The 25,471-nt window shown below is 72.3% G+C and carries 25 protein-coding genes, 1 tRNA gene and 1 riboswitch; of the genes, 11 read left to right on the top strand and 15 right to left on the bottom strand.

Translation table 11 applies throughout. From position 1 onward, the window contains the following. Positions 1-39 precede the first annotated feature (39 nt). A tRNA-Met gene (locus ABT041_RS15260) sits at positions 40-113 on the top strand. A 128-nt stretch (positions 114-241) separates the two neighbouring features. On the opposite strand, the gene ABT041_RS15255 is transcribed toward ABT041_RS15260, so the two are convergent. Continuing rightward, a complete protein-coding gene (locus tag ABT041_RS15255) occupies positions 242-661 on the bottom strand; it encodes a Fur family transcriptional regulator (protein WP_351184096.1) in 420 nt (139 codons plus the stop codon). Positions 662-794: 133 nt separating this feature from the next. Between ABT041_RS15255 and ABT041_RS15250 the strand changes: the two genes are divergently transcribed. After that, entirely contained in the window at positions 795-2,246 is a 1,452-nt protein-coding gene (locus ABT041_RS15250) for a catalase (protein ID WP_351184094.1), read from the top strand. A 65-nt stretch (positions 2,247-2,311) separates the two neighbouring features. Here ABT041_RS15250 and ABT041_RS15245 read toward each other — a convergent pair whose 3' ends face one another. Both ABT041_RS15245 and hisN read right to left on the bottom strand, forming a co-directional pair. Further along, a complete protein-coding gene (locus ABT041_RS15245) occupies positions 2,312-2,701 on the bottom strand; it encodes a CBS domain-containing protein (RefSeq protein WP_351184092.1) in 390 nt (129 codons plus the stop codon). 147 nt (positions 2,702-2,848) lie between these two features. Beyond that, on the bottom strand, positions 2,849-3,658 hold the full coding sequence (gene hisN / locus ABT041_RS15240; RefSeq protein WP_351184090.1) for a histidinol-phosphatase: 810 nt from the start codon (positions 3,656-3,658) through the stop codon (positions 2,849-2,851). 116 nt (positions 3,659-3,774) lie between these two features. Between hisN and ABT041_RS15235 the strand changes: the two genes are divergently transcribed. Then, the gene (locus ABT041_RS15235; protein ID WP_351184088.1) at positions 3,775-4,410 is read left to right on the top strand and encodes a TetR/AcrR family transcriptional regulator; all 636 of its coding nucleotides are present in this window, start codon (positions 3,775-3,777) and stop codon (positions 4,408-4,410) included. Here the strand turns inward: ABT041_RS15235 and ABT041_RS15230 are convergent. The 4 genes from ABT041_RS15230 to ABT041_RS15215 all read right to left on the bottom strand — a co-directional run bounded on the left by ABT041_RS15230 (position 4,302) and on the right by ABT041_RS15215 (position 7,779). Next, the gene (locus tag ABT041_RS15230) at positions 4,302-4,625 is read right to left on the bottom strand and encodes a DMT family transporter (RefSeq protein WP_351184086.1); all 324 of its coding nucleotides are present in this window, start codon (positions 4,623-4,625) and stop codon (positions 4,302-4,304) included. The genes ABT041_RS15235 and ABT041_RS15230 overlap by 109 nt on opposite strands. A gap of 92 nt (positions 4,626-4,717) precedes the next feature. Further along, positions 4,718-5,728 carry a ribosome small subunit-dependent GTPase A gene (gene rsgA, locus ABT041_RS15225; RefSeq protein WP_351184084.1) on the bottom strand — a complete coding sequence of 337 codons (1,011 nt, stop codon included), beginning with the start codon at positions 5,726-5,728 and terminating at the stop codon, positions 4,718-4,720. Between the two features lie 3 nt (positions 5,729-5,731). After that, positions 5,732-7,063, bottom strand: a complete 1,332-nt coding sequence (aroA, locus tag ABT041_RS15220; protein ID WP_351184082.1) for a 3-phosphoshikimate 1-carboxyvinyltransferase — start codon at positions 7,061-7,063, stop codon at positions 5,732-5,734. A gap of 20 nt (positions 7,064-7,083) precedes the next feature. After that, a complete protein-coding gene (locus ABT041_RS15215) occupies positions 7,084-7,779 on the bottom strand; it encodes a M50 family metallopeptidase (RefSeq protein WP_351184080.1) in 696 nt (231 codons plus the stop codon). 50 nt (positions 7,780-7,829) lie between these two features. On the opposite strand from ABT041_RS15215, the gene ABT041_RS15210 reads away from it, so the two are divergent. The 8 genes from ABT041_RS15210 (at position 7,830) to def (ending at position 15,243) form a co-directional block, all read left to right on the top strand. After that, complete coding sequence (locus ABT041_RS15210; protein WP_351184078.1) at positions 7,830-8,645, top strand: SOS response-associated peptidase; 816 nt, start codon at positions 7,830-7,832, stop codon at positions 8,643-8,645. A gap of 33 nt (positions 8,646-8,678) precedes the next feature. Then, positions 8,679-9,311 carry an alpha/beta hydrolase family protein gene (locus tag ABT041_RS15205; protein ID WP_351184076.1) on the top strand — a complete coding sequence of 211 codons (633 nt, stop codon included), beginning with the start codon at positions 8,679-8,681 and terminating at the stop codon, positions 9,309-9,311. Between the two features lie 252 nt (positions 9,312-9,563). Continuing rightward, the gene (locus ABT041_RS15200; RefSeq protein ID WP_030207302.1) at positions 9,564-10,220 is read left to right on the top strand and encodes a sigma-70 family RNA polymerase sigma factor; all 657 of its coding nucleotides are present in this window, start codon (positions 9,564-9,566) and stop codon (positions 10,218-10,220) included. Beyond that, a complete protein-coding gene (rsrA, locus tag ABT041_RS15195; RefSeq protein ID WP_351184074.1) occupies positions 10,217-10,534 on the top strand; it encodes a mycothiol system anti-sigma-R factor in 318 nt (105 codons plus the stop codon). The genes ABT041_RS15200 and rsrA overlap by 4 nt, the downstream gene beginning before the upstream one ends. A 161-nt stretch (positions 10,535-10,695) precedes the next feature. Next, the gene (locus ABT041_RS15190; protein WP_502976484.1) at positions 10,696-12,207 is read left to right on the top strand and encodes an HD-GYP domain-containing protein; all 1,512 of its coding nucleotides are present in this window, start codon (positions 10,696-10,698) and stop codon (positions 12,205-12,207) included. Next, a complete protein-coding gene (locus ABT041_RS15185; protein WP_351184071.1) occupies positions 12,204-13,460 on the top strand; it encodes an HD-GYP domain-containing protein in 1,257 nt (418 codons plus the stop codon). Before ABT041_RS15190 ends, ABT041_RS15185 begins: the two co-directional genes overlap by 4 nt. A 79-nt stretch (positions 13,461-13,539) precedes the next feature. After that, the gene (locus ABT041_RS15180; protein WP_351184069.1) at positions 13,540-14,520 is read left to right on the top strand and encodes a tetratricopeptide repeat protein; all 981 of its coding nucleotides are present in this window, start codon (positions 13,540-13,542) and stop codon (positions 14,518-14,520) included. Between the two features lie 72 nt (positions 14,521-14,592). After that, positions 14,593-15,243 (top strand): peptide deformylase, encoded by a 651-nt coding sequence (gene def / locus ABT041_RS15175; RefSeq protein WP_351184067.1) that lies wholly within the window; start codon positions 14,593-14,595, stop codon positions 15,241-15,243. Positions 15,244-15,306: 63 nt separating this feature from the next. Here the strand turns inward: def and ABT041_RS15170 are convergent, their stop codons facing one another. From ABT041_RS15170 to ABT041_RS15135, 8 genes are all read right to left on the bottom strand, one after another. Further along, positions 15,307-16,320 carry a ribonucleotide-diphosphate reductase subunit beta gene (locus tag ABT041_RS15170; RefSeq protein ID WP_351184065.1) on the bottom strand — a complete coding sequence of 338 codons (1,014 nt, stop codon included), beginning with the start codon at positions 16,318-16,320 and terminating at the stop codon, positions 15,307-15,309. After that, on the bottom strand, positions 16,320-18,674 hold the full coding sequence (locus tag ABT041_RS15165) for a ribonucleoside-diphosphate reductase subunit alpha (protein WP_351184063.1): 2,355 nt from the start codon (positions 18,672-18,674) through the stop codon (positions 16,320-16,322). The genes ABT041_RS15170 and ABT041_RS15165 overlap by 1 nt, the downstream gene beginning before the upstream one ends. A gap of 132 nt (positions 18,675-18,806) precedes the next feature. Continuing rightward, a riboswitch (cobalamin riboswitch) is annotated at positions 18,807-18,929 on the bottom strand. Positions 18,930-18,983: 54 nt separating this feature from the next. Beyond that, on the bottom strand, positions 18,984-19,484 hold the full coding sequence (locus tag ABT041_RS15160; protein ID WP_351184061.1) for a GNAT family N-acetyltransferase: 501 nt from the start codon (positions 19,482-19,484) through the stop codon (positions 18,984-18,986). 83 nt (positions 19,485-19,567) lie between these two features. Beyond that, positions 19,568-21,190 (bottom strand): monocarboxylate uptake permease MctP, encoded by a 1,623-nt coding sequence (gene mctP, locus ABT041_RS15155; protein WP_351184059.1) that lies wholly within the window; start codon positions 21,188-21,190, stop codon positions 19,568-19,570. Beyond that, positions 21,187-21,450: a DUF3311 domain-containing protein gene (locus ABT041_RS15150; RefSeq protein ID WP_351184057.1), complete on the bottom strand. Its 264-nt coding sequence runs from the start codon at positions 21,448-21,450 to the stop codon at positions 21,187-21,189. Before ABT041_RS15150 ends, mctP begins: the two co-directional genes overlap by 4 nt. Positions 21,451-21,564: 114 nt before the next feature. Further along, positions 21,565-22,548 carry a LuxR C-terminal-related transcriptional regulator gene (locus ABT041_RS15145; RefSeq protein WP_351184055.1) on the bottom strand — a complete coding sequence of 328 codons (984 nt, stop codon included), beginning with the start codon at positions 22,546-22,548 and terminating at the stop codon, positions 21,565-21,567. 17 nt (positions 22,549-22,565) lie between these two features. Beyond that, the gene (locus ABT041_RS15140) at positions 22,566-24,503 is read right to left on the bottom strand and encodes an MMPL family transporter (protein WP_351184053.1); all 1,938 of its coding nucleotides are present in this window, start codon (positions 24,501-24,503) and stop codon (positions 22,566-22,568) included. Further along, the gene (locus tag ABT041_RS15135) at positions 24,493-25,458 is read right to left on the bottom strand and encodes an aldo/keto reductase (RefSeq protein ID WP_351184051.1); all 966 of its coding nucleotides are present in this window, start codon (positions 25,456-25,458) and stop codon (positions 24,493-24,495) included. Before ABT041_RS15135 ends, ABT041_RS15140 begins: the two co-directional genes overlap by 11 nt. Between the last annotated feature and the right edge of the window lie 13 nt (positions 25,459-25,471).

The raw sequence follows: 25,471 nt of genomic DNA, 5'->3' as shown, positions 1-25,471 counted from the left end.
GCCCTGCTCGGAAGGGTCCCGTAAGGTTGGGTTCACCGACGCGGGGTGGAGCAGCTCGGTAGCTCGCTGGGCTCATAACCCAGAGGTCGCAGGTTCAAATCCTGTCCCCGCTACTCAGTAGCAACGAAGACCCGGATCCTTCTGGATCCGGGTCTTCGTCGTTTTCGCCTTCGGGGCAGGGACGGGAAAGCCCCGGGGTAGGGAAAAGCCCCCGCCGGGGCGGGGGCTCTTCCGCGGATCGTCAGGCCGTCGTGGCGCAGCTCGGGCAGATGCCCCGGTACGTCACCTCGACGTTCGAGATCGTGAAGCCGAAGCGCTCGCTGTCCGGGAGGTCCGCCATCGGGTCGCCGGCCGGGTGCACGTCGCGGATCGCGCCGCAGCGGCCGCAGACCAGGTGCTGGTGGGGCCGGTGGGCGTTGGGGTCGTACCGCTTGGCGCGTCCGTCGGTCGCGACCTCGATGACCTCGCCGAGCGTGACCATCTCGCCCAGCGTGTTGTACACGGTCGCGCGCGAGATCTCCGGCAGTCTCGACACGGCGCGCGCGTGCACCTCGTCGGCGGTCAGGTGTACGTGGTCCCCGTCGAGGACCTCGGCCACGACGCGCCGCTGCGCGGTCATTCGCCAGCCGCGTCCGCGCAGTCGTTCCAACAGGTCACTCATGGGGGCCAGCCTAACAGCAGGGGTGGCGGATTCCGAACAGGTGTGACTTTGGATGTCCACTTGACTTGGACAATGTCTATTGTAGGGTCGTATCGAAGACGAGACAGGGTTCGCAGGACAGCAGGAGGCGCACGTGACGCAGGGACCGCTCACCACGGAGGCCGGGGCTCCGGTCGCCGACAACCAGAACAGCGAGACCGCGGGCGTCGGCGGTCCGGTCCTGGTCCAGGACCAGCTCCTGCTGGAGAAGCTCGCCCACTTCAACCGTGAGCGCATCCCGGAGCGCGTGGTCCACGCGCGCGGTGCGGGCGCCTACGGCACCTTCACGGTGACCCGTGACGTCACGCAGTGGACGCGCGCCAAGTTCCTCTCCGAGGTCGGCAAGGAGACCGAGACCTTCCTGCGCTTCTCCACCGTCGCCGGCAACCTCGGCGCGGCGGACGCGGTGCGCGACCCCCGCGGCTGGGCGCTGAAGTTCTACACCGAGGAGGGCAACTACGACCTCGTCGGCAACAACACCCCGGTGTTCTTCATCAAGGACGCCATCAAGTTCCCCGACTTCATCCACACCCAGAAGCGCGACCCGTACACGGGCTCGCAGGAGGCGGACAACGTCTGGGACTTCTGGGGCCTCTCCCCGGAGTCGACCCACCAGGTCACCTGGCTCTTCGGCGACCGCGGCATCCCCGCCTCGTACCGCCACATGAACGGCTACGGCTCGCACACGTTCCAGTGGAACAACGAGGCCGGCGAGGTCTTCTGGGTCAAGTACCACTTCAAGACCGACCAGGGCATCAAGAACCTCACGCAGGACGAGGCCAACCGCCTCGCCGGCGAGGACCCGGACTCGCACCAGCGCGACCTGCGCGAGGCCATCGAGCGCGGCGACTTCCCGAGCTGGACCGTGCAGGTCCAGATCATGCCCGCGGCGGACGCGGCGAACTACCGCTTCAACCCCTTCGACCTCACCAAGGTGTGGCCGCACGAGGACTACCCGCCGATCGAGATCGGCAAGCTGGAGCTCAACCGCAACCCGGAGAACATCTTCGCCGAGGTCGAGCAGTCGATCTTCAGCCCCGCCCACTTCGTGCCCGGCATCGGCCCCTCCCCGGACAAGATGCTCCAGGGCCGCCTCTTCGCGTACGGCGACGCCCACCGCTACCGCGTCGGCATCAACGCCGACCACCTGCCGGTGAACCGCCCGCACGCCACCGAGGCGCGCACCAACTCCCGTGACGGCCACCTCTACGACGGCCGCCACAAGGGTGCGAAGAACTACGAGCCGAACAGCTTCGGCGGCCCGTACCAGACGGACAAGCCGCTCTGGGTCGGCTCCGCGGTCACCGGTGCGACCGGCGACCACGCCGCCCCCTCGCACGCCGAGGACGACGACTTCGTGCAGGCGGGCAACCTCTACCGCCTGATGTCCGAGGACGAGAAGGGCCGCCTCGTGGAGAACCTGGCCGGCTTCATCGCCAAGGTCTCGCGCGACGACATCGCCGAGCGGGCCATCGCCAACTTCCGCCAGGCGGACGGTGACTTCGGCAAGCGGCTGGAGGCCGCGGTCCAGGCCCTGCGCGGCTGAGGGCGCTTGCCGTAGGTGGAGAGCGGGCCGGACTTCCGTGCGGAGTCCGGCCCGCTCTCGCGTGCTCAGCCGGCGACGCTGTGCACCGGGATCCAGCAGCGGATGATGTCGCGTACGGAGACGATGCCGACCGGGCCCCGGTCGTCGAGGACGACGAGGTGGCGGAAGCCGCCGTGCGTCATGGCCTCGGCCGCCTCCGCCAGGGTCCAGCCCGGTGCGGCGAAGACGACGTCGCGGGTGGTGTGGGAGCCCGCGGTCTCCCGGTCGGGGTCCTGGTCCCGGGCGAGCGAGTTGAGGATGTCGCGTTCGGTGATGATGCCGAGGCCGCCGGCGTCGGTGTCGAGGACGATGGCCGCACCGACGCGGCGCGCCGCCATCAGCCGGGCTGCCTGCCGGAGGGTGTGGGCGGGGCCGATGGTGAGGACCACCGTGCTCATGGCGTCACGGACGAGCATGGACGGAGCCACCTCCTAGGTGAACCGTTCCCGCCTTCAACGAGAACCAATTCACAAGTTCACAAGCGGGGGGACTCTCAGAGTTGCACCGGGGAGGTCGGTCGACAAGGGGGCGCGCGAGGCGCCCCCGGGGAGTGACGAGAGCGCTCAGCCCTGTGCGCTCTCCTGGTTCAGGTAGCTCAGCAGCTCGCCGTGGAGCAGACCGTTCGACGCCGCCGCGTTCCCGCTGTGCGGGCCGTGCCGGCCGTCCAGGCCCGTGTACGTGCCACCGGCCTCCTGGACCACGATCGCGACCGCCGCCATGTCCCACAGGGACAGCTCCGGCTCCGCGCAGATGTCCACGGAACCCTCCGCGACCATCATGTACGGCCAGAAGTCGCCGTACGCCCGGGTCCGCCAGCACGCGCGCGTGAGGTCGAGGAAGCCGTCGAGGCGCCCCCGCTCCTCCCAGCCGCTCAGCGAGGAGTACGCGAAGGAGGCGTCCTCCAGCCGGCCGACCTTCGAGACGCCGATCCGGGTCGCCGAGGCCAGGCTGCGGCCCGTGTACGCGCCGAGGCCCTTCGCCGCCCACCAGCGCCGGCCGAGCGCCGGGGCGGACACCACGCCGACCACCGGCTGGAACCCGGTCTCCCCGGCCTCCATCAGCGCGATCAGCGTCGCCCAGACGGGCACCCCGCGCACATAGTTCTTCGTACCGTCGATCGGGTCGATCACCCAGCGGCGCGGGCCCGTGCCCTCCACGCCGTACTCCTCGCCGAGGATCGCGTCGCGCGGCCTCGCGCGCTGGAGCTGCCCGCGGATCAGCTCCTCCGCCGCCTTGTCGGCCTCGCTCACCGGAGTCATGTCCGGCTTCGTCTCGACCTTGAGGTCGAGCGCCTGGAATCGGTCCATGGTGGCCGCGTCGGCGGCATCCGCGAGGACGTGGGCGAGACGCAGATCATCGTGGTAGTCGGCCATGGTCGGCACTCTATCCCCGAGGCGGGAGGCGGCGCGGAACCGTCCACCGGGGCCCTTGACACGCCCCGTACGCCTGTCGACGCTGAGCGGAGAACCGTTCCCTCCCGGAGGTGAGGATGGCGAACGCCCGCGAGGCACTGCTCGACGCCGCGCTCGCCGCGCTCGCGCACAGCCCCTGGTCCGCCGTGCGGATGGCCGACCTCGCCGCCAGCGCCCGGGTCTCCCGGCAGACCCTCTACAACGAGTTCGGCTCCAAGGAGGGCCTGGCCCGGGCCCTCGTACGGAGGGAGGCCGACGCCTACCTCCAGGGCGTCCGGCGCCTGCTCGCCGCCCCCGGCCCGCCCGAGCGCAACCTCGTCGCCGTCGCCGAGTGGATCGTCGCCCGCGCCGCCGTCCGCCCGATACTGCGGGCCCTGCTCACCGGCGCCTGGAACGAGCGGCTGCCCCAGCCCCGGCCGGTCCGCCCCGGCGCCAGACCCGCCCCCGTCCCCGCCCAGCGGCGCGCCGACGAGGGCCCGCCCGCACCTGGCGAGCTCGTGGCGCAGGCCGCGGCCGCGGCGGGGGAGCAGTGGGCGGCCGGCTGCGAACTCGCGATACGGATCGCCCTCAGCCACGTCGTCGCACCGGTCCTGCCGGTGACCCCTCAGTGCGCCGAGCCGGACAGCTGGAGTCCGATGACCCCCACGATCACCAGGGTGATGGAGACGATCTTGAGCGTGGAGACCAGGTCGCCGAGGAAGACCATGCCGTAGATCGCCGTCCCGGCCGCGCCGATCCCCGTCCACACCGCGTACGCCGGACCCACGTCGAGCTTCCGCAGGGCGAGGGTGAGGAGACCGAAGCTGCCGAGGGCGAAGGCCGCGAACGCGATGGTCGGCCAGAGCCGGGTGAAACCGTGCGAGAGCTTCAGGCAGACCGCGAAGCCCGTCTCCAGGATCCCCGCGATCACCACCAGCAGCCACGCCATCGTCAGTGCCTCCCACGCGGTCGGTGACTGCTTCGTCTCACTTGGTGCGATTATGCACTTACCGGCAGCGAGCGGGCGTAAACGCCGAGGGCTCAGTCCCCCTCGCGTCGCTCCCGGGTCGCGAGCAGTCGCCGCAGCGAGAACAGCCGCGCCGGATCGGCGTGCCCCTCCGCCACGAACGCGTCGAGCGCGCAGTCCGGCTCGTCGTGACTGCAGGCGCGCGGGCAGTTCTCCGTGCCCGGCTCCAGGTCGGGGAAGGCGTGGATGACCCGGGACGGATCGACGTGGTGCAGACCGAAGGAGCGCACGCCCGGGGTGTCGATGACCCAGCCCTCGGCCGCGTCGAGGGGCAGCGCGAGCGCCGAGGTCGTGGTGTGCCGGCCGCGGCCCGTCACCGCGTTCACATGACCCGTGATCCGCCGCTTCTCCTCCGGCACCAGGGCGTTGACCAGCGTCGTCTTCCCGACGCCGGAGTGCCCGACGAAGGCCGTGACCCGCCCGTCCAGGTACGCGCGCACCCGGTCGGCCGCGCCGCCGTCGTACAGCTCCTCGCGGTTCACCACCACGTGCGGGATGTCCAGGTCCCCGTACAGCTCCAGGAGCGTCGAAGGCGGGGCCAGGTCCGACTTGGTCATCACCAGGAAGGGTTCGAGCCCGCCGTCGTACGCCGCCACCAGGCAGCGGTCGATCAGCCGGGGCCGGGGCTCCGGGTCGGCGAGGGCGGTGACGATCGCCAGCTGGTCGGCGTTGGCGACGACCACCCGCTCGAACGGGTCGTCGTCGTCGGCCGTGCGCCGCAGCACCGAGCTGCGCTCGCCGATCCGCACGATCCGCGCCAGCGTGTCCTTCTCGCCGGAGAGGTCGCCCACGAGCGAGACCCGGTCGCCGACGACGGCGGCCTTGCGGCCCAGCTCGCGGGCCTTCATCGCCGTCACCGTCCGGTCCTCGACCAGACAGGTGAGCCGGCCCCGGTCCACGGTGAGGACCATGCCCTCGACGGCGTCCTCGTGCTTCGGGCGGATGGTCGTGCGGGGACGGGTGCCCTTGCGGTTGGGCCGCTGGCGGATGTCGTCCTCGTCGGTGTGCTTGCCGTAGCGCCGCATGGTTCAGACCCCGAGCATTTCGGTCCACATCGTCGGGAAGTCCGGCAAGGTCTTCGCCGTCGTCGCCACGTCCTCGATCTCCACGCCCTCCACGGCGAGGCCGATGATGGCGCCCGCCGTGGCCATGCGGTGGTCGTGGTACGTGTGGAAGACGCCGCCGTGCAGCGGGCGCGGGCGGATGTGGAGACCGTCCTCGGTCTCGGTCACGTCGCCGCCGAGCTCGTTGATCTCCTTGGTGAGCGCCGCGAGCCGGTCCGTCTCGTGCAGCCGCAGATGGGCGACCCCGCGCAGGGTCGAGGGCGAGTCGGCGAGGGCCGCGACCGCCGCGATGCCGGGGGTCAGCTCGCCGACCTCGCCCAGGTCCACGTCGATGCCGTGGATCCGGCCCGTGCCCGTGAAGGTCAGGCCCGCGTCGGTGAGCTCGCAGGAGCCACCCATCTCGGTGAAGATCCGCCGCAGCTCGTCCCCCGGCTGGGTGGTCCGCTCCGGCCAGTCGGGGATCGTCACCCGGCCGCCCGTCACCAGGGCCGCCGCCAGGAACGGCTGCGCGTTCGACAGGTCGGGCTCGACGACCAGGTCGCGGCCGCGCAGCGCGGAGGGAGCCACCCGCCACACGTTCGGCTCGCCGCCGTGCTCCGGCTCGTCGACCCGGGCGCCGACCGCGCGCAGCATGTCGACCGTCATCCGGATGTGCGGGAGCGAGGGGAGCCGGCTGCCCACGTGCCGCACCTCGACGCCCTGGTTGAAGCGGGGCGCGGAGAGCAGCAGGGCGCTGACGAACTGGGAGGACGAGGAGGCGTCGATCTCGACCGTGCCGCCGTCCAGGCCCCCGGCGCCGTGCACGGTCATCGGGAGCGCGCCCCGGCTCTCGTCGTCGATCCGGGCGCCGAGCGCGCGCAGCGCGTCGATGACGCCGTGCAGGGGGCGCTCGTGGGAGCGGGGGTCGCCGTCGAAGCGGACCGGGCCGTCGGCGAGCGCCGCGACCGGGGGCAGGAATCGCATGACCGTGCCGGCGTTGCCGACGTCGACGGTCGCGGGGCCGCGCAGCGGGGACGGGATGATCCGCCAGGCCTCGCCGGAGCCGTCGGGGCCCACCCCTTCCTCGATCTTCACGCCGAGGGTACGGAGCGCCTCGGCCATCAGGAGGGTGTCGCGGGAGCGCAGCGGCCGACGCAGCCAGCCGGGCTCGGCGGCGAGCGCGGCCAGGACCAGCGCGCGGTTGGTGACCGACTTGGATCCGGGCACGGTGACGGTCGCGTCGACGGCGCCGCTCGCATACGGGGCGGGCCAGAGGTCGGTGGGCGGGTCGGTGTGCGCGGAAGCTGCAGCGGTCATGGACTCACTGTACGGGGGAGTCAGTGGGCCAGGAGCCAGCGACCGCCGCCGATCAGGGCGGATATCGCCACCGTGTGGAAGAAGAGGAGCCACACCCCGGCGGGCACCTGGGTGAGCCGCGAGAGCTGGTCGGCGTCCGAGTCGGGGGCGCCGCCGTGGCGCCGCTTCGCCTGCAGCTCGAAGGCGGGCCGGACCCCGCCGAGCAGCAGGAACCAGACCACCGCGTACGCGAACACGGACTGCACCTCGGGGCCGGTCAGCCAGGAGACGAACACGAAGGCGGCGCCCGTCAGGACGACGGTGAGGACCCCGTACGCGTTGCGGATCATCACCAGCATCGCGAGCAGCAGCGCGGTCGCGATCCACAGCAGCAGCGTGACGCGGCCGGTGCCGAGCAGGGCGGCGCCGCCGAGCCCGAGCAGCGGGGCCGCCGGATAGCCCGCGGCGAGGGTGAGGACCACGCCGAGGCCGGTCGGACGGCCCCGGGTGACCGTCAGGCCGCTGGTGTCCGAGTGCAGCCGGATCGCCTCCAGGCGACGGTTGCAGGCGAGGGCGACGATCCCGTGGCCGCCCTCGTGGGCGATGGTGATCGCGTTCCTGGCCAGGAGCCAGAGCCGCCGGAACACGACCAGGCCCAGCGCGCAGCCGCCCGTGAGGTAGACGATCCACGCGGCCGGAGCGGCCTGCGGACTGAAGAGGTCCATCGCGAGGTCCATCTTTCGGGCCGCTCCTCGGGAGGTCGGGGGATCGTGGCAGTGTGGCACGCATGTGCGGACGGTTTGCATCGAGTCGGCGGCCCGAGGACCTCGTCGAGGCCTTCGGCATCGAGAAATGGGAGCCCGAGGAGGCCCTGGCCCCCGACTGGAACGTGGCGCCGACCAAGGAGGTCTGGGCCGTTCTGGAACGCCCTCTGAAAGACGCCGGATCCCCTCGGCCGGTTCGCCAGCTGCGCGCCCTGAAATGGGGGCTCGTCCCGTCCTGGGCGAAGTCGCCGGAGGGCGCCGCCCGGATGATCAACGCGCGCGCGGAGACCGTCGACGAGAAGCCCTCCTTCAAGCGCGCCTTCCAGTCGCGCCGGTGCATCCTGCCCGCCGACGGCTACTACGAGTGGGTGACCGGGTCAGCCGAGCGCGACCTGGAGGTCGAGGGGAAGAAGAAGCGGGCCCGCAAGCAGCCGTACTTCGTGACCCCCGCGGACGGCTCCGTCTTCGCCATGGCCGGGCTCTACGAGTTCTGGCGGGACGGCACCCTGCCGCCCGAGCACCCCGCCGCCTGGTGGGTGACCTGCTCGGTCGTCACCACCGAGGCCGAGACGGGCCCGCTCGGCGTCGCCCCCGCCGAAGGCCCGCACTCCCTCGCCGAGATCCACCCCCGGATGCCGCTGATGCTCACCGAGGACCGCTGGGACGCCTGGCTCGACCCGGCGCGCACCGACCCCGAGGAGCTGCGCGGCCTGCTCGCCCCGCCGCCCGGCGGCCTGATGCGGGCCTACCCGGTCGCCACCGCCGTCAGCAACGTCCGCAACAACGGCCCCGAACTCCTGGCGGAGCTCGACGGCCCGGAAGTCGGCACGCTCTTCTGACCCCTGACGCGGCCCGCGCGGCAGGATGGGGACGTGACGAAGTACGAGACCGTTTCCACCGACGCCGGTGAGGCACGCATCACCTGGCACGCGGGCACGAAGCCGTGGGCCGTGCTCGCCCTCGGGCACGGCGCCGGCGGCGGCGTCGAGGCCCGCGACCTCCAGGCCCTCGCCGGTGCCCTGCCCGCCCGTGGCGTCACCGTCGCCCTCGTCGAGCAGCCCTGGCGGGTCGCCGGCAAGAAGGTCGCCCCCGCGCCGAAGACCCTCGACACCGGCTGGCGCGGCCTCTGGCCCGCCCTCGCCGAGCCGGGCCTCCCGGTCATCGCGGGCGGCCGCAGCGCCGGCGCCCGCGTCGCCTGCCGCACCGGGCGGGAGCTCGGCGCGCTCGCCGTCCTCGCGCTCGGCTTCCCGCTCCACCCGCCGGGCAGGCCCGAGAAGACCCGTGCCGACGAGCTCCTCTCCACCGGCCTGCCCACCCTCGTCGTCCAGGGCGGCAACGACCCCTTCGGGCGGCCCGAGGAGTACCCGGAAGGCCCGTACGAGCTCGTGGAGATCCCGTACGGGGACCACGGCTTCGCCCTCCCCAAGCGAGCGCCCCTCGGCCAGGACGAGGCCCTCGGACTCCTCGTCGACGGGGTCGCCGAGTGGGTCTCCGCACTCCGCTGATCTTCTCGCCGCCACCGGGAATGCCGAGCCGGGGACCACTGTTGTGGAGAGCGTCGGTGTGAGAGCAAGCAAGAGGGAGTCCGTCGTATGGGTATGACCATCTGCCCGGAGCGCGCGCAGGCCGCTGACCTCGACTGGACAGTCCTGCCCGCGCCCAAGGCCGCCCCGATTCGGGCGGCGGGCGGAGCGGTTCCTCGTCTATCCTCCGAAACGAGCGGGTCCGCCCTCGGGCTCGCCGCCGCGCTGGAGGAGGTGGGTCCGGTCACTGGGACCGACACAGGGACCGACGACGGCCCCGAGGAGACGACCGAGGAGCGCAACGCGCGCTTCGAGCGGGACGCCCTCGGCTACCTCGACCAGATGTACTCGGCCGCGCTCCGCATGACGCGGAACCCCGCGGACGCGGAGGACCTGGTGCAGGAGACCTACGCCAAGGCGTACGGATCCTTCCACCAGTTCCGCGAGGGAACGAACCTCAAGGCCTGGCTCTACCGCATCCTCACCAACACCTTCATCAACTCGTACCGCAAGAAGCAGCGTGAGCCCCAGCGCAGCGCCGCCGAGGAGATCGAGGACTGGCAGCTCGCCCGCGCCGAGTCGCACATGTCGACGGGTCTGCGCTCCGCCGAGTCGCAGGCGCTCGACCACCTTCCCGACTCCGACGTGAAGGAAGCGCTCCAGGCGATTCCCGAGGAGTTCCGCATCGCCGTCTATCTCGCCGATGTCGAGGGCTTTGCGTACAAGGAGATCGCGGACATCATGGGGACACCCATCGGTACGGTGATGTCCCGACTGCACCGGGGCCGCCGCCAGCTGCGCGGCATGCTCGAGGACTACGCCCGCGACCGCGGGCTGGTACCCGCGGGCGCCGGAGAGTCGTCGAACGATCTGAAAGGCTCGGGCTCATGAGCTGCGGAGAGCCGCACGAGACGGATTGCTCAGAGGTCCTGGATCATCTCTACGAGTTCCTCGACCATGAGATGCCCGACAGTGACTGCACCAAGTTCGAGGTGCACTTCGAGGAGTGCTCCCCGTGCCTGGAGAAGTACGGCCTCGAACAGGCGGTGAAGAAGCTCGTCAAGCGCTGCTGCGGCAGTGACGACGTCCCCACCGACCTGCGCGCCAAGGTCATGGGCCGGATCGACCTGATCCGCGCCGGACACCTGGTGCCCGAGCAGGACATCACGGTGAGCAGCCCGACGACACCGGCCCCGCAGGAGTAGCACCCCTCCCGTACGAGCCGTATCAGGGAAGCGAACGGCCGCCGCGACCTCCGTCGCGGCGGCCTCGCGCATATATCAGCTTGTATCACCCGATGGTGCGAATCACTCGGACAGCGCCGTCACCGGCCGCCCGACTCGCTAGCGTGACCCGCGTGATGGGCGTGAACGTCATTCCGCGAGCGGCCCGCGTGTACATCGGCTGCGCCCTGCTCGGCGCCGGGGCGTGCGCCCTGCCCGCGCTGCGCCCCGGCGCGCCCGTCCCCTGGGGCACCGTCGCCCTCCTCACCACCCTGTACGCGCTGTGCGAACTGCCCGCCCGCTGCCGGCTCGTCGGGCGCGCCCTCGGCGGCTCCGTCCCCATGGGCACCGGCTCCTTCTTCCCCGTGCTCCTCGCCTCCGCCCTCCTCCTGCCGCCCGCCGCCGCCGCGCTCACCGCGATCCCCGGCAGCCTCCTCGCCCGCGTCGAGGAACCCCCCGTCGCACCCCGCCGCGCCTGGCGGGCCGCCGCCACCGCCCTCGCCGTCTGGGCCGCCGCCCTGACCGCCGACGCCCTCGGCGGCCCCACCGCCCTCGGCCACGGCCCGGACGCCCCCGACCTGCCGTACGCGCTGCTGCCCGCAGGCGCCGCCGCCCTCGCCTTCTGCCTGGTCCTCACCGCCCTCGACGGCGGCATCAGGGCCACCGCCGACGGGCTCCCCGCCCGGGCCGCCTGGCGCGGCCTCCTCGGCCGGGCCCTCGCCCCGCACACCGTCCACGGACTCGCCGGACTGATGATGGCCGTCCTCTGGCGCAGCACGTACGGACCCGTCGCGGCGCTCTTCGTCCTCCTGCCCATGTACATCTCCTGCTGGGTCTTCGCCCAGTACCACCGCGAGCGCGCCGCCCACCAGGCCACCATCCGCGCCCTCGTCCAGGCCGTCGACATCAAGGACCGGTACACCCGCGGCCACAGCGAACGCGTCGGCCACGCCTCCGTCCTGATCGCCCGTGAGCTCGGCATGGCCGAGGACCGCCTCGACGTCGTCCGCTTCGCCGGCATCCTGCACGACGTCGGCAAGCTCGGCGTGCCCACCCGGGTCCTCACCAAGGACGGCCCCCTCACCCCCGAGGAACGCCGGGTCATCGAACTCCACCCCGAGTACGGCCACGAGATGGTCCGCGGCATCGGCTTCCTCGGCGAGGCACGGGCCGCGATCCTCCACCACCACGAACGCATGGACGGCAGCGGCTACCCGTACGGGCTCCACGGCGACCAGATCCCCGAGTTCGCCCGGGTCGTGGCCGTCGCCGACGCCTTCGACGCCATGACCTCCACCCGCTCCTACAGCCGGGCCCGCCCCGTGCCCACCGCCCTCGCCGAACTGGAACGCTGCGCCGGCACCCAGTTCGACCCCCGCATGGTCACCGCACTCGCCCAGGCCCTGGACCGGCACGGCTGGCAACCCGCCGTCACCGCCGACGAGCCCGCGCCGCCGCCCGGACAGATGCCCCCGCCACGCGAGCCCGCCCCGCAGCCCGCCGTCACCGCCGACGAGGCCGCCCCCCAGCCCGCCGTCTCCTCCGACGAGCCCGCTCCCCAGCCCGCCGTCACCGCCGACGAGCCCGCGCCGCCGCCCGGACAGGTGCCCCCGCCACGCGAGGCCGCCCCCGCCCCCGCGAAGGAACCCGCGTGAGGCCCGGGGCGCTCACCGTCGGAGCCGTCCACGGCGCCGCCCTCCTCCTCTGCCTCGCCGGCTTCGGCGCCACCCTCTGGCAGGGCCTCGACGAACCCGGCAACGCCCTCGCCTTCGGCACCCTCATCGCCCTCGGCGAACTCGCCCGCTGGGGCGCCGCACCCGGCGAACGCGAACCCGCGCCCCTCGCCGCCGCCGGAGCCCTCGCGTACGCCCTCCTCGGCACCAGCGCCGGCGCCCCCACCACTCACGGCGCCCTCCAGATCGTCGCCGTCACCGTCGCCGCGGGCCTCGCCGGGATCGTCCCCCACATCGCCCGCGGCCGCGGCCCCGGCCTCGACCACCTCGCCCGCCGCATCCTCACCGTCGGCTTCGCCGCCCTCTGCTTCCAGCCCCTCTACAACTCCGGCGCCGTCACCGAGCACCTCGGACAGGGCCCCGCGTACGCCCTCTTCCTCGTCCTCCTGCTCGCCCTCACCGCCCTGTGCGACGCCGTCCTCGCCGCCCTCGTGCTGCGCGCCCGCACCGGATTCCCGTACGGCCCCCTCCTCCGCGACGAACTCCGCGCCCTCCTCGGCATCGGCTCCGCCGTCTGCGCCACCGGCACCGTCATGGCACTCGGCGTCGCCGCCGCCGGACTGTGGGCCCTGCCCGTCCTCGCCGTCCCCCTCCTGCTCACCCAGGTCTCCTTCCGGCGGTACGCGGCCGTGCGGACCGTCAACCGGCAGACCATCGCCTCCCTCGCCCGCGCCACCGAGATCGCCGGCTGCACCCCGCCCGGCCACGCCCGCCGGGTCGCCGCCCTCAGCGCCGCCGTCGGACGCGAGCTGGGGCTCTCCGGGACCGAGCTGGCCGTCCTGGAGCACGCGGCGCTCATGCACGACATCGGACAGCTCTCCCTCGTCGACCCGGTCGCGGGCGGCGCCACCGCCGTCCTCCCGGCCGAGGAGCAGCGCAGGATCGCCCTCCTGGGCGGCGAGGTCGTCCGCAGGACCGGAGTCCCCGAGGCCGTCGCCGTCGTCGTGGAGCGGCAGGCCGACCCGTACCGCGAGCAGCCGCCGGCCGCCCGGATCGTCCGGGCCGTGAACGCCTACGACGACCTCGCGGGCGACGGCGCGGGCGCCGCACTCGACGCCCTGGAGCGGCTCAGGCTCGGCACCGCCCGCGACTATCACCCGGATGTCGTCGAATGCCTGGCCAGGGTCCTGGCGCGGGGCGGAGCCGCTGGGGTGACCTCGGGCGTCCTTGGGTAACCCATGGGTAATGAGCGCGCGTCCGACCGGGCATGGTTGGATGCGAACAAGAGGGTGAAGCGACCGGCAGGCGGGAATCGTGAAGATCTTCGGGAAGGTACGGCATCGGCCCTCCGCCTCGTGGCGGCAGGCCACCGACCGCGCGTTCACGCTGATCGGCGACGGCCGGTACGAGGACGCGGGCGCACTCCTGACGCGCGCGGCGGACCTGGAGCCCTGGCTCTCGGAGTCCTGGTTCAACCTGGCGCTGCTGCACAAGTTCCGGCACGACTGGGAGCAGGCGCGGGCCGCGGGCCTGCGGGCCGTCGCGCTGCTCGACAAGGAGACCGGCGCCCCCGACTGGTGGAACGTGGGCATCGCCGCCACCGCCCTCCAGGACTGGCCGCTGGCCCGCCGGGCCTGGCAGGCCTACGGACTGAAGGTGCCCGGCGCCGCCGCCGGCACCGGTGAGCCCGCCGGCATGGAGCTCGGCAGCGCCGCCGTCCGGCTCTCGCCCGAGGGCGAGGCGGAGGTCGTGTGGGGCCGCCGTCTCGACCCCGCCCGGATCGAGGTCCTCTCCATCCCGCTGCCGTCCTCCGGCCGCCGCTGGGGCGAGGTCGTCCTCCACGACGGCGTGCCGAACGGCGAGCGGACCACCACCGCGGGCCCCTCCTTCCCCGTCTTCGACGAGATCGAGCTGTGGGCGCCCTCGCCCGTCCCCACCTGGGTGGTCCTCCTGGAGGCCGCCACCGAGGCCGACCGGGACGCCCTGGAGCAGCTCGCCGCCGAGGCCGGCTTCGCCGCCGAGGACTGGTCGTCCTCCGTCCGGCTGCTCTGCCGCGCCTGCTCCGAGTCGACGATGCCGAGCGCCGAGGGCGAGGGCGAGCACTCCGACCCGCACGACCACAGCGAGCCGGGGCACCCCGGACCGCTCGGCCACCGCTCGCCCGGCGAACTGTGGGTGCCGGAGCGTGAGTGCGGCATCGCGGCCCCGGCGGGCCTGGTGCGGGGCCTCCTCGACGGCTGGGTCGCGGACAGCCCGGACAGCCGGGAATGGCGCGATCTGGAGGAAGTCTGCTGACCGCTGCCCGTAGGCTGTACATCGCACCTACCACGGGGTGTACCGGTTCGAGGAAGAAGGCGTACGGCGGACATGTCGCAGCAGGGCACTGAGCAGGAGCAGACGGGCGTGTACGCCGTGGACGACGAGGGCTTCATCGTCGACACCGAGGACACCGAGGCCCGCGAGGCCGCCCACCGCGAGCGCGGCACCTCGCGCCCCATCACGGTCGTGGGCAACCCCGTCCTGCACCGGGAGTGCAAGGACGTCACCGACTTCGACGACGAGCTGGCGCAGCTGGTCGACGACATGTTCGCCAGCCAGCGCACCGCCGAGGGCGTCGGCCTCGCCGCCAACCAGATCGGCGTCGACCTCAAGGTCTTCGTCTACGACTGCATGGACGACGAGGGCAAGCGCCACGTCGGCCACGTGATCAACCCGGTCCTCGTCGACCTGCCGGCCGACCAGCGGCACCTCGACGACTCGAACGAGGGCTGCCTGTCCGTCCCGACCGCGTACGCCGAGCTGGCCCGCCCGGACTACGCCGAGGTCACCGGCCAGGACCTGAAGGGCAACCCGATCAAGGTCCGCGGCACCGGCTACTTCGCCCGCTGCCTCCAGCACGAGACGGACCACCTGTACGGCTTCCTCTACATCGACAAGCTGTCGAAGCGCGACCGCAAGGACGCCCTCCGCCAGATGGAAGAGGGCACCCCGCGCTACCCGGTCGTCCCGAACGACTGACATACGCGTAGAACACGAAAGGGCCCCGCACTCCTCGGAGTGCGGGGCCCTTCCACGTACCGGCTAGAAGTCCTCGTCGAGGTCCACCGAGCCCTCGACCGCCACCTGGTAGGCGGACGGGCGGCGCTCGAAGAAGTTGGTCAGCTCCTGGACGCCCTGGAGCTCCATGAAGGAGAAGGGGTTGTCGGAGCCGTAGACGGGCGCGAGGCCGAGACGTGCGAGGCGCTGGTCGGCGACGCACTGGAGGTACTCGCGCATCGACTCGGTGTTCATGCCCGGCAGGCCGTCGCCGCACAGGTCGCGGCCGAACTGCAGCTCCGCCTCGACGGCTTCCTTGATCATGTCGGTGATCTGTCGGCCGAGCTCGTCGTCGAAGAGCTCCGGCTCTTCCTCGCGGACGGTGTCGACGAACGCGAAAGCGGCGTCCATGTGGCAGCTCTCGTCGCGGAACACCCAGTTGGTGCCCGTCGCCAGGCCGTGCAGCAGACCGCGCGACCGGAACCAGTAGACGTACGCGAAGGCGCCGTAGAAGAACAGGCCCTCGATGCACGCCGCGAAGCAGATCAGGTTCAGCAGGAATCGGCGGCGGTCGGCGGCCGTTTCCAGCTTCTCGATCTTCTCGACCGAGTCCATCCACTTGAAGCAGAACTGCGCCTTCTCGCGGATGGAGGGGATGTTCTCGACCGCTGCGAAGGCCGCCGCGCGGTCGTCCGGGTCGGGAAGGTAGGTGTCCAGGAGCGTCAGGTAGAACTGGACGTGGACGGCCTCCTCGAAGAGCTGGCGCGAGAGGTACAGGCGCGCTTCCGGGGAGTTGATGTGCTTGTAGAGCGTCAGCACCAGGTTGTTCGCCACGATCGAGTCGCCCGTCGCGAAGAACGCGACCAGACGGCCGATCATGTGCTGCTCGCCGGGGGTGAGCTTGGCGAGGTCGGCGACGTCCGAGTGGAGGTCGACCTCCTCCACGGTCCAGGTGTTCTTGATCGCGTCCCGGTAGCGCTCGTAGAAGTCCGGGTAGCGCATGGGGCGGAGCGTGAGCTCGAAGCCCGGGTCCAGGAGGTTCTTCTTCTCGGTACTCATTACTGGCAGGCCTCGCAGGACTCGGGGTTCTCAAGGGAGCAGGCGATCGCGTCCGCGTCGGGGGTCGCCTGCTGGACGGGGATCGGCGCGGCGGCCTGGGCGGCGCGGGCGATCCGGGTCGCCGGGCGGGAGCGCAGGTAGTACGTCGTCTTCAGGCCCTGCTTCCAGGCGTACGCGTACATCGACGACAGCTTGCCGATGGTCGGCGTCTCCATGAAGAGGTTCAGGGACTGGCTCTGGTCGAGGAAGGGGGTGCGGGCGGCCGCCATGTCGATGAGGCCGCGCTGCGGGATCTCCCAGGCCGTGCGGTACAGCTCGCGGACCTCGGCCGGGACCCAGGTGAAGCCGGCCACCGAGCCGTTGGAGTCGCGCAGCGCCTCGCGGGTCTGCGCGTCCCACACGCCGAGCTTCTTCAGCTCGTCGACGAGGTACGAGTTGACCTGGAGGAACTCGCCGGACAGCGTCTCGCGCTTGAACAGGTTGGAGACCTGCGGCTCGATGCACTCGTAGACGCCGGCGATCGAGGCGATCGTCGCGGTCGGGGCGATGGCGAGGAGGAGGCTGTTGCGCATGCCGGTCGACGCGATGCGGGCGCGCAGCGCGGCCCAGCGCTCCGGCCAGTTCAGCTCGACGTCGTAGTGGTCCGGGTGCAGCACGCCGCGGGCGGTGCGGGTCTTGTCCCAGGCGGGGAGCGGGCCGCTGCGCTCGGCGAGGTCCGCGGACGCCTCGTAAGCCGCCAGCATGATCCGCTCGGCGATACGGGTGGACAGGGCGCGCGCCTCGGCCGAGTCGAACGGCAGCTTCAGCTGGAAGAAGACGTCCTGGAGGCCCATGGCGCCCAGGCCGACCGGACGCCACTTGGCGTTGGAGCGGCCCGCCTGCTCGGTCGGGTAGAAGTTGATGTCGACGACCCGGTCGAGGAAGGTGACGGCCGTGCGGACGGTCTCGTCCAGACGCTCCCAGTCGATGTCGCCGCCGGTCACGAAGGCGCCCAGGTTGACCGAGCCGAGGTTGCAGACGGCCGTCTCGCCGTCGTTGGTGACCTCGATGATCTCGGTGCACAGGTTGGAGGAGTGGACGACCGTGCCCGGCTCGGCCGTCTGGTTGGCCGTGCGGTTCGAGGCGTCCTTGAACGTCATCCAGCCGTTGCCGGTCTGCGCGAGGGTGCGCATCATCCGGCCGTACAGGTCGCGGGCCGGCATGGTCTTGCGGGCCAGGCCGGCCGCCTCGGCCTTGCGGTAGGCGGCGTCGAACTCCTCGCCGTACAGGTCGACGAGCTCGGGCACGTCCGCCGGGGAGAACAGCGACCACTCGGCGTCGGCGTTGACCCGGCGCATGAACTCGTCCGGGATCCAGTGCGCCAGGTTCAGGTTGTGCGTACGGCGCTGGTCCTCGCCCGTGTTGTCGCGGAGCTCCAGGAACTCCTCGATGTCCGCGTGCCAGGTCTCCAGGTAGACGGCGGCGGCGCCCTTGCGGCGGCCGCCCTGGTTCACGGCGGCGACGGAGGCGTCGAGGGTCTTCAGGAACGGCACGATGCCGTTGGAGTGCCCGTTGGTGCCGCGGATCAGCGAACCGCGGGCGCGGATGCGGGAGTACGAGAGGCCGATGCCGCCCGCGTGCTTCGAGAGGCGCGCGACCTGGTGGTAGCGGTCGTAGATGGAGTCCAGCTCGTCCTGCGGGGAGTCCAGGAGGTAGCAGGAGGACATCTGCGGGTGGCGGGTGCCGGAGTTGAAGAGCGTGGGGGAGGACGGCAGGTAGTCCAGGCGGCTCATCAGGCCGTACAGCGCGCTCACTTCGTCCAGGGCGCGGGCCGACTCGTCCCCGGCGAGGCCGCAGGCGACGCGCAGCATGAAGTGCTGCGGGGTCTCGATGACCTTGCGGGTGATCGGGTGGCGCAGCAGGTAGCGCGAGTAGAGGGTGCGCAGACCGAAGTAGCCGAAGCGGTCGTCGCCGGCCGGGTCGATCGTGGCGTCGAGCCGGTCCGCGTGGAGCGCGACGAACTCGGCGGTGCGGTCGGCGATGAGGCCCTCGCGGTGACCGACGGCGACGGAGGCCGAGAAGTTCACGGCGCCCTGGCCGGCCGCCTCGTCGGCGATGGTGATGGTGAGGAGCCGGGCGGCGAGCCGGGAGTACGCGGGGTCCTCGGCGATCAGGCCGGCGGCCGCCTCGGTGGCCAGCTCGCGCAGCTCCGCCTCGTCCGACGTGGCGCTGCGGCCGCGGAGGGCGGCGGCGGCGACCTTGCCGGGGTCGGTGTCCGGGAGGTCGGCGGTGAGATCGGTCAGGGTCCGCAGGAGTACGGTCCCGGGGCCGTCGGTCTCGATCGCTGCGGCCGGATCGGCGGGCGCGATGGTCACGTGGGGGCTCTCCCTCGCTCGGCTCGGGGCCTCGGGCGGGAAGGCGGGCAGGCGGGCACCCGTGGGCGTGGGCGCGCCGCGTCCACCGGCCCACTCCGCGAGGCCCGGACGTCTGTGACACCCGGAACGGACGGACCGGGCGCGCTGTCGGCAGGTCTTCGGACTCACCGCGTACGAATCCGTACGAAGCACACCGTTGCGGGACAGTTCCGGATTCGCGCCGGATTCCCCTGCGTCGACAGCGAGGATGAGCATACATGTGGGGGGCGCCGCTCGTGGCACCCCCCACATGTTGTGTCGGTCCCGGGGCTACAGCTCCAGGGCGTAGGTCCACAGCGAGTGGTCGGGGATCGGTTCCCAGTCCCGCTCGGGGGTGCGGACGAAGCCGAGCCGCTCGTAGATCCGGTGCGCCGAGACCATCAGATCGGCCGTGGAGAGCACGAGGCGCGCGCAGTCGGGGAGGGCCCGGGCGCGGTCCACGCAGGCGCGTACGAGGGCTTCTCCGACGCCCCTGCCGCGGGCCGCGGGCGCGACCACGAGCATCCGGAACTCGGCCTCGCCGGGGACGGCGATGTCCGCCCAGGTGGTGCCGCCCTCCGCGAAGGTCACGCCGCCGACGATCGCGCCTTCGGTGTCGACGGCGACGAGCACCTCGCTCTCGCGCGCCCGCCGTGCCGTGTCGCGGAGCACCGCCAGGTAGAAGTCGTCCTCGCCGTGCAGCAGCAGCCCGTCGTTCAGATAGGTGAGGCCGGTGAGGTCGCCGAGCTCCTCGTACTCCTCGGGCCGTACTGCCCTGATCGTGATGTCCATGCCCGCAAGTCTGCCTCGCGGGGGCAGGCGAAGGGCCCTGGATTTCCTCGCGGAGATCCAGGGCCCGTTCACGGACGGTGATGTCAGTGCGCCGCGGTGCCGACCTTCGGGAGCTCGGTGACGCCGGGGTCGCCCGCGTCGGCCGTGTAGTCCTCCGGGGAGGTCTCGTCGACGCCCTCGGGGGCCTTGACGGCCTTGAGGACGAAGGTCAGGACGACCGTGACGAGGACGTTGAGCACGAAGGCGGTGAGGCCGATGTAGCCGATCTCGCCGATGCCCGGGATCTCGGCGGCCGAGCCGCCGAAGTGCTTCTGGGTCGGGCTGGCGACGCCGTACGCGGCGGCCGTGCCGTAGATCATGCCGACGGCCCAGCCGGCGAGCAGCGCCCAGCGGTGGAACCAGCGGGTGAACAGGCCGCCGACGAGCGCCGGGAAGGTCTGCAGGATCCAGATGCCGCCGAGGAGCTGGAAGTTGATGGCGACGGTCTTGTCCATGGTGAGGACGAAGACGAGGGCGCCGACCTTCACCAGGAGCGAGACCAGCTTGGAGACCTTGGTCTCCTGGGCCGGGGTGGCGTCCTTCTTGATGAAGTCCTTGTAGATGTTGCGGGTGAAGAGGTTGGCCGCGGCGATCGACATGATCGCGGCCGGGACGAGCGCGCCGATGCCGATCGCGGCGAACGCGACTCCGGCGAACCAGTCCGGGAACATGGTCTCGAAGAGCTGCGGGATGGCGAGCTGGCCGTTCTTGACCTTGATGCCGGCGGCGATCGCCATGAAGCCGAGCAGCGCGAGCAGGCCCAGCATCAGCGAGTACAGCGGCAGGATCGTGGTGTTGCGGCGGATGACGTTCCGGCTGCGGGACGACAGGGTCGCCGTGATGGAGTGCGGGTACATGAAGAGCGCGAGGGCCGAGCCGAGCGCGAGCGTCGCGTACGTCCACTGGCCGGCCTCGCCGGGGACGAGCGCGCCCTTCGGCTTGCCGGTGGCCGGGTTGACCGTCGCGTACGCCTCACCGGCCTTGGCGAAGATCTCGTCGAAGCCGCCCAGCTTGATCGGGATGTAGATGATCGCCACCGCGATGACGATGTAGATCAGGGTGTCCTTGACGAAGGCGATGAGCGCGGGGGCGCGCAGGCCGGACGAGTAGGTGTACGCGGCGAGGACGCCGAAGGCGATGAGCAGCGGCAGGTCCTTGACGAACCAGTTGGTGTTCTCGCCGCCGCCGACGCCCATCACGTCCAGGACGGCCTGGATGCCGACGAGCTGGAGCGCGATGTACGGCATGGTGGCGAGGATGCCGGTGACCGCCACCGCGAGCGACAGGCCCTTGGAGCCGAAGCGGCCGCGCACGAAGTCGGAGGTGGTGACGTAGCCGTGCTTGTGCGAGACCGACCAGAGGCGCGGCAGGAAGGTGAAGATCAGCGGGTACACCAGGATCGTGTACGGGACGGCGAAGAAGCCGGCCGCGCCCGCCGCGTAGATGGCCGCGGGGACGGCGACGAAGGTGTACGCCGTGTAGAGGTCGCCGCCGAGCAGGAACCAGGTCACCCAGGTGCCGAACGATCTGCCGCCCAGGCCCCATTCGTCGAGGCTGTGCTCGTTCTCGGCCTTGCGCCAGCGCGCGGCCAGGAAGCCCATGACCGTGACGGCCAGGAAGAAGAAGACGAAGACGCCGAGCGCCACGCCGTTCACGCCGTCCTTCATCGTGCGTCACCTCCCTTGCGGGCGCGCTGGTCCCGCTGCCACAGCTTGTACGCGATCATGGTGAGAGCCGTGGAGATCAGCACCCAGAGCATCTGGTACCAGTAGAAGAACGGGATGCCGGCGAAGAGCGGTTCGACCTTCGCGTAGGAGCTCACCCAGAGCATCGCCACGAACGGGGCGAACAGGCAGAGCGCGATCACCACCCGCACGGGAGTGATGGTCGGTTGTTTCCCTTGTGTCACATCTGACGCTTCCGACATGGCAATTCCGTCCCCTCACTGATCACCTCGGTAATGCTGGGGAAATCTAGGGGACGGCTCCGTCGCTGGGAACCCCTGTCCGCATAACGGAAGCGACTCGTCAGAGCCGACTCTTCAGAGCCAGCCCTCCTTCGCCGCCCGTACGCCCGCCTCGAAACGGCTGCGGGCGCCGAGCCGGTTCATCAGCTCCGAGCTCATCCGGCGGACCGTCCGCAGCGAGACCCCGAGCCGCCGGGCCGCGATGTCGTCCGTGCAGCCGATGCCGAGGAGCATCAGCAACTCCCTCTCCTGGGGCGAGAGGTCGTGGGCGTCGCGGCGCGGGGCCTCGCCGAAGGGGGTGCCCGCGTCCCACAGCCGGTCGAAGAGCACCACGAGGGCGTGGACCAGGCCGGGGCTGCGCACTTCGAGGGCGCCCGCGCGCCCGTCCTCCGGGTCGACGGGGACGAGCGCGGCCTCGCGGTCGACGATCACCATGAGCATCGGGACGACGGGCACGGTCCGGGCCTCGCCGCCGAGGTCGCAGTACCAGCGCACGTAGTCGACGGTGGGCGGGTCGTTGCGGAAGCTCTCCTGGTAGATGGAGCGGATCCGCACCCCGCGTTCCAGGGCGAGTTGGTCGAGCGGCTGGCTCGCGTCCATGGTGTCGGGGAGCTGGGCGCCGCCGGGCAGCAGCGAGAGGCACTCGGTGCGGGCGTTGGCGGCGAGGTCCTCCAGGCGTTCGCGGACGTTGTCGAGTCCGGTGATGCGGTCCACGAGGTCGTGCCGGACGCCCGGTTCGGGGCAGTCCGCGTACGAGGCGAGGATGCCGGCCACCGCCCTGCCGGCCTGCTCGACCTGGCGCTTGCGCTTGCTCAGTTCGGCCTCGGCGCGGGAGAGCAGGAACGAGAAGCCGACGTCCGGGCTGAAGGGTTCGACCTCGCCCGAGGAGTCGTCCATGAGGACGAGCTTGAGGTCCGCGAGGCAGGCGAGCGCCTCGCGGACCTCCGGCTCGGGCCGGCCCAGGTGGGCCGCCATGTCCGTCACGTCGTACTCGGGCCGCTCCAGGAGCAGGCGGTAGACGGCCTCCGTCGACTCCTTTATGCCGAGCGCCTCCAGCATCAGGTATCTCCCCCTCGTCACCTTCCGTGGCGCGACCGGTCGAACTCGTGATCGCGGTCGACGATGGTAAAGGGGAGAAGGCGTCTAGGTCTAGACCAATCACGGTGAACTCCCGGGTGCGGCCCGGGCGGTACGGCGGCCAGGGCGTCCAGCAGCGCCGCCGCCGCGAACCCCGTGACCAGCAGGGCCAGTTCGACCTGCGGACCGATCCCCACCGCGAGCACCGCGAGCGCGCCCGCGCCCGCCGCCACCGGCCCGGCCCACGGCGGCCCGCCCGCCGCCGTGGCCGCCGACCGCTCCAGGGACACGCAGAACGCGAAGGCGCCCACCACCAGCGGCACCCAGCCCGTCACCGCCCCTGTCCCCGCCGGGCCCCACGGCCCCGGCACGCCCCACTGCCACAGCACCACGAGCGCCCCCGCCGACCCGCCCGCCGCGAGCAGCCCGCCCAGCACCGCCCGCGCCGCGGGCCCCGGCCGCAGCCGCCGGGCGAGCACCCCGAACGCCGCCAGGGCCGCCGCGGGGACCGCGTACGGCAGCAGCCCGTACACCCCGTCCACCAGGTCGCGGTCCACCACACCCGAACCGCCCACCTCGGCCTCCGTGGCCGCGAGCGCCGACCGCAGCGCCGTCACCGTCCGGGCCCCGGCCCCCGTCATCGGCTCCGCCTCCGGGACGACCACCACCAGGGCGGACCCCGAGCGGCGCCAACCGGCCGGCGCCGCCGCGAGCAGCACCCCCGGGACCCGCGCCGCCCGCGCGGCCACCTCCGCCGCGTCCGCGCCCTCCGGCACGAGGACCTCCAGCGGGTTCAGCACCCCCGACGGCACCCCGGCCGCCGTCAGCCGGTCCAGACCGTCGCGGGCCGGACCGTCAGCCACCAGGGCCCGGGCCTCCGGATTGCCGACCCGCAGCTGCGCGGCGGCGCCGGTGAGGAGGGCGAGGAGGACGAGGCCGAGGGCGGGGAGCCCCCGGACGGTCCGCACGCGCCTCGGGATCACCGCCGGCCGTACCACCGACCGCAGCACCGGCCCCAGCGTCACGGCCACCGCCGTGCCCACCGCGCAGACCGCGAGCCCCGCCACCCCGATCGACCGCAGGAACGCCGCCGGGCACAGCGCCAGGACCGCGCAGGCCGCCGCGCCCGCCGCCCCGCCCGTGACCGCCGACCGGGCGCCGGCCGGCCCCGGCGGCTGCGCCCAGCGGTGCACCGCGACCACGAGCGCCGTCACCGGCACCAGGTACACCACGACGAAGCCGATCTCGGTGACCCCGGCCACCGCCTCCACCAGGACGAGCGCCCCCACCGAGGTCACGGCCGCCAGGAGCAGCGGCGCGAGCACCCCGAGCGGCGAGCGGAACGCCAGGACGAGCACGAGCAGCAGCCCCAGCGCGCAGGCCGCCTTCGCCGCGAGGGCCACCGGGCCCGGCCCCGCGAGCGCGCTGTCGTGCTGGAGCGGCAGCACCCCCGTCACCTCGACCCGAGCCCCGGGCAGAGCCGACCGCAGCCCCGCGCGGAGCGAGACCGCCGCCTCCTCGACGGCCGTCAGGCCCGCCAGATCCGGCTTCCCCGCGGCCGGGTACACCAGGGCGTACTCGGTCCGGCCGTCCGCGCCGAGGAAGCCCTCGTCGCCGGTCGCCGCGTACGAGACGGTCCGCGCGCCCGGACCCGCCGACCGTTCGAGCGCGTCCGCGAGCAGCGCGGCGGACGCCCGGTCCCGTACCTCCCAGGTCACGACCGCCACCAGCGGGGCGACCGCCGCCCCGTTTCCGTACCGCTCCTGGATCGCCTGGTTCGCCCGGTGGCCCGGCCCGCCGGAGGCCGTGAACGACTGGTCGAGGCGCCCCAGGCCGAGCACCGCCGCCACCCCGCCGAGCAGCAGCACGAGCAGCCACACCGCCCCGACCGCCACCCGGTGGCGCAGCACCACGGCCCGTACGCGCTCAGTCCACATCGTCGAGCCGCTTCCTGAGCTCCTCGTCCAGACGCAGCCCCACCGCGCCGAGCGCCTCGTCCAGCTGCCCCGGCGAACTCGCCCCGATCACCGGCAGGACGGGCAGCTCACCGCCCAGCGCCCAGGCCAGGACCACCTGGTTCGCGGTCACCCCGAGCTCCGCCGCCACCTCGGCCAGCACCTTCAGACGCCGCTCCGAACCCGCGTGCCGGTACTGGGCCGGGATCTCCTTGCTGGGATCCGTGTACGCCCCGGTCAGCTGGGTCGTGTACGCCGTGAACGTCAGCTCCGGCCGCGTCCCCAGATAGTCGAGCAGCTCCTCCGAGGCGTGCGGGTTCACCCCGAACTCCGCACCGGGACGCGGCCGGAGGTAGGTGTACCGCTGCTGCACGGCCGCGTAGTCCGGCACGTCGGCGGCGACCGCGGCGCCCCGCGACTCCTCGATCCGCCAGGCCGCGAAGTTCGAGCAGCCCGCCCGGCCGATCTTCCCCACGTCCACGAGCTCGCCGAAGGCGCCCATCGTCTCCGCGACCGGCGTCTTCCGGTCGTCGATGTGCGCGTAGTACAGGTCGATCCGGTCCGTGCCCAGGTTCCGCAGGCTCTCCTCCACCTGGCGGCGGATCACCGGCGCCGACAGGCCCTCCGCGCACTCCGGCCAGGCCGAGCCCGGCGGGTCCGGAAGCGCGCCGACCTTGGTGGCGAGCACCATCTCGTCCCGGACGCCCCGGCTGCGCAGCCAGCGGCCGATGAGCAGCTCCGACTCGGCGCCGGTCGCGCCCGGCTCCCAGAAGGCGTAGGTGTTCGCGGTGTCGATGAAGGTGCCGCCGGCCTCGTGGAAGCGGTCCAGGACGGCGAAGGCCGCGGACTCGTCGATCCGGGTGCCGAACGGCAGCGTGCCCAGGCACAGGGTGGAGACGCGGGGGCCCTCGGGGCCGCCCAGGTTCGTGAACTCCATGGCGTGTTCTCTC

The organism is Streptomyces sp. NPDC002825, assembly GCF_040295385.1.
Lineage (GTDB): Bacteria > Actinomycetota > Actinomycetes > Streptomycetales > Streptomycetaceae > Streptomyces.
The sequence above is the reverse complement of the archived record's forward strand: the minus strand, read 5'-3'. Positions and strand labels throughout refer to the sequence as shown.

What these genes read in the sequence shown, in the direction of transcription:
- ABT041_RS15245 (WP_351184092.1), bottom strand. Translation starts at nt 2,701, where the DNA reads ATGCTCGTCCGTGACGCCATGAGCACGGTGGTCCTCACCATCGGCCCC.
- ABT041_RS15215 (WP_351184080.1), bottom strand. Translation starts at nt 7,779, where the DNA reads ATGGACCTCGCGATGGACCTCTTCAGTCCGCAGGCCGCTCCGGCCGCG.
- ABT041_RS15170 (WP_351184065.1), bottom strand. Translation starts at nt 16,320, where the DNA reads ATGAGTACCGAGAAGAAGAACCTCCTGGACCCGGGCTTCGAGCTCACG.
- ABT041_RS15150 (WP_351184057.1), bottom strand. Translation starts at nt 21,450, where the DNA reads ATGTCGGAAGCGTCAGATGTGACACAAGGGAAACAACCGACCATCACT.
- ABT041_RS15135 (WP_351184051.1), bottom strand. Translation starts at nt 25,458, where the DNA reads ATGGAGTTCACGAACCTGGGCGGCCCCGAGGGCCCCCGCGTCTCCACC.
- aroA (WP_351184082.1), bottom strand. Translation starts at nt 7,063, where the DNA reads ATGACCGCTGCAGCTTCCGCGCACACCGACCCGCCCACCGACCTCTGG.
- ABT041_RS15235 (WP_351184088.1), top strand. Translation starts at nt 3,775, where the DNA reads ATGGCGAACGCCCGCGAGGCACTGCTCGACGCCGCGCTCGCCGCGCTC.
- ABT041_RS15210 (WP_351184078.1), top strand. Translation starts at nt 7,830, where the DNA reads ATGTGCGGACGGTTTGCATCGAGTCGGCGGCCCGAGGACCTCGTCGAG.
- ABT041_RS15140 (WP_351184053.1), bottom strand. Translation starts at nt 24,503, where the DNA reads ATGTGGACTGAGCGCGTACGGGCCGTGGTGCTGCGCCACCGGGTGGCG.
- rsrA (WP_351184074.1), top strand. Translation starts at nt 10,217, where the DNA reads ATGAGCTGCGGAGAGCCGCACGAGACGGATTGCTCAGAGGTCCTGGAT.
- hisN (WP_351184090.1), bottom strand. Translation starts at nt 3,658, where the DNA reads ATGGCCGACTACCACGATGATCTGCGTCTCGCCCACGTCCTCGCGGAT.
- mctP (WP_351184059.1), bottom strand. Translation starts at nt 21,190, where the DNA reads ATGAAGGACGGCGTGAACGGCGTGGCGCTCGGCGTCTTCGTCTTCTTC.
- rsgA (WP_351184084.1), bottom strand. Translation starts at nt 5,728, where the DNA reads ATGCGGCGCTACGGCAAGCACACCGACGAGGACGACATCCGCCAGCGG.
- ABT041_RS15255 (WP_351184096.1), bottom strand. Translation starts at nt 661, where the DNA reads ATGAGTGACCTGTTGGAACGACTGCGCGGACGCGGCTGGCGAATGACC.
- ABT041_RS15160 (WP_351184061.1), bottom strand. Translation starts at nt 19,484, where the DNA reads ATGGACATCACGATCAGGGCAGTACGGCCCGAGGAGTACGAGGAGCTC.
- ABT041_RS15230 (WP_351184086.1), bottom strand. Translation starts at nt 4,625, where the DNA reads ATGGCGTGGCTGCTGGTGGTGATCGCGGGGATCCTGGAGACGGGCTTC.
- def (WP_351184067.1), top strand. Translation starts at nt 14,593, where the DNA reads ATGTCGCAGCAGGGCACTGAGCAGGAGCAGACGGGCGTGTACGCCGTG.
- ABT041_RS15145 (WP_351184055.1), bottom strand. Translation starts at nt 22,548, where the DNA reads ATGCTGGAGGCGCTCGGCATAAAGGAGTCGACGGAGGCCGTCTACCGC.